The organism is Pedobacter sp. 01N416, from assembly GCF_056399685.1.
The window spans coordinates 1-8407 of the sequence record NZ_JBFTRT010000188.1 but is presented as its reverse complement, the minus strand read 5'-3'; the positions used below and the strand labels follow the sequence as shown (position 1 = coordinate 8407).

Here is an 8407-nt window from a genome sequence, read left to right as displayed (position 1 = left end):
ATTCCACTGTGTTCCAGTCGAGATGACGATACTTTTTATTAAATTCTCTGAATTGATAACGGAGTGAAGTGAAGGCAAGGGCTATTATCAACCAAATTTCCGTGTTTTTCCTTGCCTCCGTGGCTAAAAAAACACACTTGCTCTTTCTCTAGGTAATCTATTATTGAAATCGAAATTAAAATAAATTTTGATATCTAAATTATCTATCGTAATATTGCGATATAAAATTATGGGACTTACCAAAACAGAAATCTTCACCGAAGAGCAGAATCAAATGGCAGCGTTATTAAAAGCGATGGCTCATCCTGCGCGGATTGCGATTCTTCAGCGTATCCTTAAATCGAATACCTGTATCTGTGGCGATTTAGTTGAGGAACTCGGCTTAGCTCAGGCTACTATTTCTCAGCATTTAAAAGAACTTAAAAATGCAGGTATTATACAAGGCACTATCGAGGGGGTGAGTATTTGCTATTGTATAGAACCTAAAACCTGGAAGTTATTACAAACACAGTTGGGCGATTTCTTTGCCTCATATAAAGGCGGCCAGAACTGTTGTTAAAAATTTTTTATTTAAATCAATCGTTAAATTGCAATATTATGATCAATATGTCTTCAATAACATGGAGCAGCTTTAAGGCTAATCTTCAGCAGCATCCAGAATYGGTATTACAGTTTCAATATGCTCCAGGCAAGTGGGTAAATGCCAATTATCACATCACTGAAATTAAACAGGCGCCGATTGTTTCGGTAGATTGTGGAGGCGTAATGAACGCCTGGACTGAGATTATTGTACAATTATGGGAACCTACCGAACAAGAAACGGGTAGGGCCATGCAGGTGAAAAAAGCACTATCCATTATCAATCTGGTAGAAAGCAAACTGCCGTTAAACCCCAATGGAATTGTGAAAATTGAATTTGGCAATTCTGCGTTCGATACGAGGCAAATGTTTCCAGGTGAATTTAAAATTGATGGGGAAAACCTGATTTTGGATCTAACACCTGATGCTACCCAATGTAAAGCGATTAACCGTGGCGGAAGCTGTGGTACCACCGAAATTGGTGAAGAATGTTGTGCGCCTGCTCAGCCGATAAAGCAAAAGGTCGAATTGGTTAATCTAGCAGCCAGTCAAAATAGTTGTTCTCCAGGAAGTGGATGTTGTTAATGATTCAAAAGTTATAGGAATGAAAAATGTATTGGTGCTTTGCACCGGAAATAGTTGCAGAAGTCAACTGGCAGAAGGCTATTTGAAACATTTCGCCCAAAATAAGGCCAAAATTTACAGCGCTGGTATCGAAGTTCATGGCGTTAACCCTAGGGCGATAAAAGTAATGGCTGAAGATGGAATCGATATTTCAGGACAAACCTCTAACAATATCGAGGAGTATTTTGATGTTCCTTTCGATTATGTGATTACCGTTTGCGATCATGCGAAAGAAAGTTGTCCATATTTCCCAACGCAGGCTATAAAAATGCACCATAATTTTCCCGATCCTGCAAAAGCCGTAGGTACAGATGAAGAAATTATGGCCGAATTTAGAAATACAAGAGATCTGGTAAAGGTTTATATGGAAGATTTTGTAAACAAAAACCTGAAAAGCTAATATGTCTGCAGATATTTGTGCCCCGGCAGCTCAAAGAAAACATCTAAGCTTTTTAGATCGTTATCTAACATTGTGGATTTTCTTAGCCATGTTATTAGGGGTGGGCTTAGGTTTTTTGTTCCCATCATCAGCAGTCTTGATCAATTCATTTTCGAGCGGGAGTACAAACATTCCTTTGGCCATCGGATTGATCCTGATGATGTATCCGCCTTTAGCAAAAGTTAAATACCAGAATTTAGGCGAAGTATTTAAAAATGTAAAAATATTAAGCGCTTCGCTTGTTTTAAACTGGATAATCGGCCCGATTCTGATGTTTTTCCTGGCCATTGCATTTTTACATGATTATCCCGAATACATGGCTGGCTTAATTATGATCGGCCTCGCCAGGTGTATTGCGATGGTGGTGGTATGGAATGAGCTTGCCGWTGGGAACCGCGAGTATGCAGCTGGTTTAATTGCCCTGAACAGTATTTTTCAGGTATTGCTTTACAGTGTATTTGCCTATTTTTTTATTACGGTTTTACCACCCGTTTTTGGTTTAAAAGGCCTTTCTGTATCAATTTCCATTGCAGAAATTGCAAAGAGTGTAGGGGTTTATCTTGGGATTCCGTTTGTACTCGGTATTTTAAGTCAAAAAGTACTGATCAAGTGGAAAGGCGATGAATGGTTTTATTCCACTTTTGTACCGATGATTTCTCCTATAACCTTAATTGCTTTGTTATTTACCATTGTAGTGATGTTTAGTTTGAAAGGAGAATTAATTGTGCAAATTCCGTTTGATGTACTGCGAATTGCTTTACCCTTGGTGATTTATTTTGTGATCATGTTTGTGATCAGTTTTTTTGCGGGCAGGTATTTTGGAGCCGATTATGGCAAAAGTACCGCTATTGCATTTACGGCAACTGGTAATAACTTTGAATTGGCTATCGCTGTGGCTATAGGTGTATTCGGTATTCATTCAGGGCAGGCATTTGCCGGTGTAATCGGTCCGTTGGTTGAGGTACCAGCATTAATTGCACTGGTTAACCTGGCGCAATGGTTTAGGAAGAAGTATTTCAAAGAGTTGTAAGAGCCTGTTGAAATTTCATCCAATTATTTACTTATCTAACATTTCTATCACACTGAGCGGAGTCGAAGTGTCTTTAATATATCAAAAAAGGGTTTTTTACTAACCTACCATTAACAGACTCCAAAAGAAAAATCGTCATCTCGACTGAAAYGCAGTGRAATGGAGAGGTTTATCCAGACAGATTTTGCTTCGCAGAGCTTTCGGGTTCTCGGCTTCGCTGCACTCCGCTCGAAATGACGATTGCTCTAGATATTACGCATCAATCTCATCAAAATTAGTGGCAGTTGCCAGATATTTCCAATTGGCCATATCCCTTTGTACGTCTGCAATTTTTGCATCAGCTACCTGATAAGCATCAGGCCCTAAGAATAAATGGAGCGGTGGGTTTTCACTTTTCGAAGCTTCAATAATTACCTCAACTGCTTTGGCCGGATCGCCTGGCTGTTGGTTATTGATGTCGTTCTGATGTGCCGCTTGCGAGTCGCGTACCTCTTTGTAGGCATCAATTGGTTTATTCGGTACCGCTAATGATCCTGCAGTTAGGAATGCCGTTCTGAAATAACCCGGCTCTACAATCGTTGCTTTGATTCCCATCGATTTTACTTCAGCCGCTAACGATTCGGTAAAACCAACGACCGCAAATTTTGTAGCGCAATATATTCCGAAACCAGGGAAGTTACCTGAAAAGCCACCGATTGAAGAAATATTGAAAATGTGACCTGATTGTTGTTTTCGCAATTGAGGAAGTACTTTTCTGATGACGTTTAACGAACCAAAAACGTTTACATCAAAATTTTGACGTGATTCTTTATCGCTCAATTCTTCTAAAGCACCAAGCATGCCATAGCCTGCATTGTTTACCACCACATCAACCTGACCGAATTTGCTGATCGTTTGGCTAATTGCCGCTTCTACACTGCTTTCGTCGATTAAATCAACAGCTAGTGGTAAAAAGTTTTCATGTTCACCAACTGCGTTAATTAAATCGTTCAGGTTTCTTGAAGTTGCAGCAACGCTAAGGCCATTGCTTAATAATGTTTTTACTAATGTAAGTCCCAGGCCTTTTGATGCGCCTGTTACAAACCATACTTTTTGATTTTCCATAATGTTTTTGTCTATTGAATTAATTTTCGTCGAAATCCGTTGAAATTGTAATGGCTTTCCAGTCTCTAAATTCCTTTTGTAGTGATTCTAACTTGTTGTTTGCTCTTTGAAAAGCGTCGTTCCCTAAAAGTAAATGAAGGGGTGGATTAGGCATACTTGCCAATGAGATCATTGCAGCAGCAGCTTTCTCCGGGTCACCGATCTGTTGACCGTCCATTTTTAGGTATTTGCTGTGTATTGCCCGCACTTCTTCGTATTCTGCAATTGGATTGGCAGCCAAAATCAACGAATCAGTAGTTAAAAAACTGGTTCTGAATGCGCCGGGAGCCACAACAGTTACTTTTATGCCAAATTCTTTTAGGTCTTCTGCCGATACTTCTGACAATGCAATCACAGCCGATTTTGCCGCTGCATATACTGCCCAGCCTGTTGCGCCTGCAATACCTGCAATTGATGCAATGTTGATGATATGTCCGGCTCGTTGTGCCCTTAAATAAGGTGAAGCTTTTCTGATGACATTCAGTGTTCCGAAAACGTTAACATCAAAACTGTTGCGTGTTTCTGCATCGCTAAGCTCTTCAATACTGCCTCCGATTCCGTAACCTGCATTATTGATGACCACATCGATTCTTTCGAATTTTGTAATAGTCGTCTTTATCGCATTCTCAACGCTTTGTTCATCGGCGAGGTTAACGGCTAGAGGAAGGAATTTTCCGCTATCATTATTTACTGCTTTTTTAAGTTCACTGATATTTCTTGATGTGGCCGCAACATATTGGCCAGCATTTAGCAACTGATGAACCAAACTTAATCCTAAGCCCTTTGAAGCTCCGGTAATAAACCAAACTTTTTTCTTGCCCATAGTTTTTTCCTTTTTGTTAAGACAAAATTACAGTGCAAATGGATTCGTTTTATTACGTTAATCAAACTTATGATTACGAAATTCAAACAATTCGGTAAGAAGTAGGGGTGTGGTTAGTTAGTTTTTTAAAAAAGTTATTAAAATGGGTAGGCTCTTCAAAACCAAGGCAATAACCTATTTCTGATATATTCCAGTCGGTATGCTTGAGTAAAGCTTTAGCTTCGCTTAATAAACGCTCAGTAATATAATGTGTGGTGGTTTTGCCAGTGGTTTCTTTAATTGCACGGTTTAAGTGGTTTACATGTACCGAAAGTTGCGAAGCATAATCTTTGGCTGAGCGCATGGTAAGCCTTTGCGTAGTTGTTTCGATGGGGAATTGACGCTCTAATAACTCCGTAAAGACAGAAGTGATCCTTGTATTGGCATCAGTATGTTTAAATAGTGTTTCAGATGGTTGTGTTTTTAGCGCAAAGTGTGTAATCTCAGTAATATAGTTTCTGAGCAGGTCGTATTTATAGACGTAATCGGTATTGATTTCCTCGAACATTTTATCGAAAATGCTTTCTATTTGAGCATCTTGTTTTTCATTTAAAATATACGCCGGTTTCCCGCCAGGTACGAACATGGGTAAATCACCAATGTTTCCGCGGATCTTTTCGGTAAAAAAAGCTTCTGTAAAAATACAAAAATAGCCTGTCACCTCGCTTTGTTTACCACTGGCCAATTCCCATGTATAAGGTACAAGCGGATTGAAGAAGATTAGAGCCGTTCCATTAATCTCAATGCTTTTGTCTGCATAGTGGTAAACATTATGTCCGCGGGTAAGGCAGATTTTGTAATAATCCCTACGGTTATAACTCATTGGCTTATGATCATCCTTTAAACAATCTTCTAACTTGAAAACGTTAAAGTGCCCCACGCCGTTTTGTAGGTTGTCTGGTAAGAAACTAAATTTGTTCTGGTAAAAATCTTCAATTGTCTCCGGCTTGTTCATAAATCAAAGTTACAAAATTCAAACGTAAATTAAATTACTGTAATTAAAAGGAGATTTCGATGATAAAAATATTTGCATTAAATATACCGATTGGTATATATTTGCATCGTCAATTTAAAAGAGCATGACTAAGGCAGAAAAAACAAGAAATTTCATTGTAGAGAAAACCGCACCTATTTTTAATATGAAAGGTTATGCAGGCACTTCTTTAAATGATATTACTGCTGCCACGGGTTTAACCAAAGGCAGTATTTACGGTAACTTCGCCAATAAGGATGAAGTGGCGCTGGCGGCTTTTGATTATAACCTGAAAAATGTTTCATCAAGGATAGATGCTGACATGAACAAACAGGTCAGCGTAAAGGATAAGCTTTTGGTGTACATCAATATTTACCAGAAATTTATCGATGGTTCTGTATCAGAAGGAGGTTGCCCTGTTTTAAATACTGCTGTTGATGCTGATGATACCCATCCCGAATTGCGGGAAAAAGTTTTGAAAGCAGTTTTAGGCTGGAAAAATAAAATTGCTAAACTGGTTGAATCAGGTATTTATGCCAAAGAAATCAATGCAGATCACAATCCAGAGCAGGTTGCGCTAACAATTATTGCTATAATAGAAGGCGGCATTATGATTTCGAGGTTGACCGCAAAACCTGCACACTGGAATTTAATTATGGACTCATTAAAAAAATATATCAATAGCCTCAGCTAAAAATTTTTAAACTAAAATATACCGATTGGTATTTTATTATGAAAAGAACCAGAATAATAACTTGGGAAGACCCAATGAAAGGAGCGAAGGAAGCTATGCAGATGGATGGTGTTGATTATCTGCAGGCCATGAGCGATCATAAATTTCCGCTGCCGCCATTATTACATACCTTGGATTTTAGTGTAAGCCTGATCGAAAAGGGCAATGTGGTTTTCGAATTTACACCTCAAGAGTTTCATTACAACCCAATTGGCACTGTGCATGGCGGGGTAATCACTGCTATTTTAGATTCTGCTATGGGCTGTTCGGTCCATTCGCTTTTACCTGTGGGAAAAGGATATACCACTTTAGAGCTGAAGATAAATTTCCTGAAAGCTGTTACCATCCAAACCGGGAAACTAAAAACCGTAGGGAAGGTGATCAACCTTGGTGGACGTACCGCCTTGGTAGAAGCGCAATTAATTGATGAAAATAATAGCGTTTATGCTCACGCGGTGAGCACTTGTTTAATCTTAAAATTTTAAAAAAAAAATATAAAATGAAAACTTCACAAAATACCGTTTTATTGATCGGCGGAACAGCTGGTATCGGTTTAGAAATTGCAAAACAGTTGACTGCTTTAGATAATCATGTAATTATTACTGGTAGAAACCAGGAACGACTAGATGCAGCTGCTGCATCATTACAAAATGTAACCACCATTCTTTCTGATGTAAGCAAGGCTGAGGATGTAGATCAATTGGTAGCCCGCATCAAAGCTGATTTCCCTCAATTAAATATCGTGATCAATAATGCAGGAAGAGCAATCCTGTACAATTTAGCTGACCCCAATGAAGATGCTTTTGCGAATGCAGAAGATGAAATGTTGACCAATTATTTATCAATTATCAGGATCAATCAAAAATTGTTGCCTGTTTTAAAAGCACAGCGCGAATCAGCTATCGTAAACGTTTCATCTATTGTGGCTTATGTTCCCGGAGTTACTTTGCCAACTTACGCGGCCAGTAAAGCAGCATTACATTCTTACAGCACTTCGTTAAGGTTAAGTTTAGAAGAAACTGCTGTTAAGGTTTTCGAAYTGATGCCACCATTGGTGGATACTGAATTCTCAAAAGAAATTGGCGGTCATAACGGCATTAAACCATCGGTTGTTGCAGATGATCTGTTGGCGGCTTTAGCCAATGATGAGTTTGAAATCAGGGTAGGTGATACTGCAAAGATTTATGAGTTGTTCAGACAATCGCCGGTTGATGCTTTAAATGTGATGAATGCAAATAGAAAAGCCTGGACCGATTCTGTTCAAAATTAATCAGATAACTGGAATGAAAAAGAAGGTGGCATTTGCATTTATTATGGCGGTTTTTACTACAGGAATAGTTACTTTCGCGGCCATAAGTGTTAATCTTGGATTTACATCGATCTTTATGAAGGTTTGGTTAAAATCATGGGGCATTTCTTACATTGTAGCCATTCCTGCTATATTAATTATTGCCCCACGCGTACAATCATTGGTCGATTATTTATTCAAGGATATTGACTAAAAATTAAAAAAATGAAAAGAGTAGTAGTAACAGGTTTAGGTGCAATAACACCGCTTGGTAATACCGTTGAGCAATTCTGGCAACAGATATTGACCGGAAAAAGTGGCATCGGTCCCATTACAAAATTTGATGCCAGTAAATTCAAAACCCGTTTTGCGGGCGAGGTGAAGGATTTTAATCCTGAAGAATACCTGGAGAAAAAAGAAATTAAAAAGTACGACCTTTTTACCCAATATGCAATCGGATCGAGCGATCAGGCGATAAAGGATGCAGGATTAGATTTTGCTGCAATGACCGATGATCAATTGGCTGAAGTTGGCGTAATCTGGGCAACCGGAAATGGCGGGATCGGTACTTTTGAAGCGCAGTTGGAAGAATTTCATGCAGGTGATGGAACACCAAGGTTTAATCCTTATTTCATTCCAAAAATGATTGTCGATATTGCCGCCGGAGCCATTTCCATCCGTCATAAATTGCGTGGACCAAATTATTGTACCGTATCAGCCTGTGCATCATCTAATA

The 8407-nt window shown here is 38.9% G+C and carries 12 protein-coding genes; 9 read left to right on the top strand and 3 right to left on the bottom strand.

Features of this window, described 5'->3' with window-relative positions; genetic code table 11:
* Positions 1-229: 229 nt before the first annotated feature.
* From AC1DND_RS12280 to arsB, 4 genes are read left to right on the top strand one after another with little or no spacing between them, the layout of a single operon-like run.
* The gene (locus AC1DND_RS12280; RefSeq protein WP_477581973.1) at positions 230-559 is read left to right on the top strand and encodes an ArsR/SmtB family transcription factor; all 330 of its coding nucleotides are present in this window, start codon (positions 230-232) and stop codon (positions 557-559) included.
* A gap of 47 nt (positions 560-606) precedes the next feature.
* The gene (locus AC1DND_RS12275) at positions 607-1164 is read left to right on the top strand and encodes a DUF6428 family protein (protein ID WP_477581971.1); all 558 of its coding nucleotides are present in this window, start codon (positions 607-609) and stop codon (positions 1162-1164) included.
* A gap of 19 nt (positions 1165-1183) precedes the next feature.
* Entirely contained in the window at positions 1184-1603 is a 420-nt protein-coding gene (locus AC1DND_RS12270) for an arsenate reductase ArsC (RefSeq protein WP_477581969.1), read from the top strand.
* Position 1604: 1 nt separating this feature from the next.
* Positions 1605-2672, top strand: coding sequence for an ACR3 family arsenite efflux transporter (gene arsB / locus AC1DND_RS12265; RefSeq protein ID WP_477581968.1), 1068 nt, complete (start codon positions 1605-1607; stop codon positions 2670-2672).
* Positions 2673-2924: 252 nt separating this feature from the next.
* Here arsB and AC1DND_RS12260 read toward each other — a convergent pair whose 3' ends face one another.
* The 3 genes from AC1DND_RS12260 to AC1DND_RS12250 all read right to left on the bottom strand — a co-directional run bounded on the left by AC1DND_RS12260 (position 2925) and on the right by AC1DND_RS12250 (position 5632).
* On the bottom strand, positions 2925-3776 hold the full coding sequence (locus AC1DND_RS12260; protein WP_477581966.1) for an SDR family NAD(P)-dependent oxidoreductase: 852 nt from the start codon (positions 3774-3776) through the stop codon (positions 2925-2927).
* Between the two features lie 19 nt (positions 3777-3795).
* Positions 3796-4638 (bottom strand): SDR family NAD(P)-dependent oxidoreductase, encoded by an 843-nt coding sequence (locus AC1DND_RS12255; protein ID WP_477581965.1) that lies wholly within the window; start codon positions 4636-4638, stop codon positions 3796-3798.
* Between the two features lie 82 nt (positions 4639-4720).
* Positions 4721-5632 (bottom strand): helix-turn-helix domain-containing protein, encoded by a 912-nt coding sequence (locus AC1DND_RS12250; protein WP_477581963.1) that lies wholly within the window; start codon positions 5630-5632, stop codon positions 4721-4723.
* A 124-nt stretch (positions 5633-5756) separates the two neighbouring features.
* Between AC1DND_RS12250 and AC1DND_RS12245 the strand changes: the two genes are divergently transcribed.
* From AC1DND_RS12245 to AC1DND_RS12225, 5 genes are all read left to right on the top strand, one after another.
* Positions 5757-6344 carry a TetR/AcrR family transcriptional regulator gene (locus AC1DND_RS12245; RefSeq protein ID WP_477581961.1) on the top strand — a complete coding sequence of 196 codons (588 nt, stop codon included), beginning with the start codon at positions 5757-5759 and terminating at the stop codon, positions 6342-6344.
* Between the two features lie 38 nt (positions 6345-6382).
* Entirely contained in the window at positions 6383-6868 is a 486-nt protein-coding gene (locus tag AC1DND_RS12240) for a PaaI family thioesterase (RefSeq protein ID WP_477581959.1), read from the top strand.
* Positions 6869-6882: 14 nt separating this feature from the next.
* Positions 6883-7653 (top strand): SDR family oxidoreductase, encoded by a 771-nt coding sequence (locus AC1DND_RS12235; RefSeq protein ID WP_477581957.1) that lies wholly within the window; start codon positions 6883-6885, stop codon positions 7651-7653.
* A 13-nt stretch (positions 7654-7666) separates the two neighbouring features.
* Positions 7667-7885: a DUF2798 domain-containing protein gene (locus tag AC1DND_RS12230; RefSeq protein ID WP_477581955.1), complete on the top strand. Its 219-nt coding sequence runs from the start codon at positions 7667-7669 to the stop codon at positions 7883-7885.
* An 11-nt stretch (positions 7886-7896) separates the two neighbouring features.
* Positions 7897-8407: beta-ketoacyl-[acyl-carrier-protein] synthase family protein (locus AC1DND_RS12225; protein ID WP_477581953.1), on the top strand; the 511-nt coding region annotated here is incomplete at its 3' end.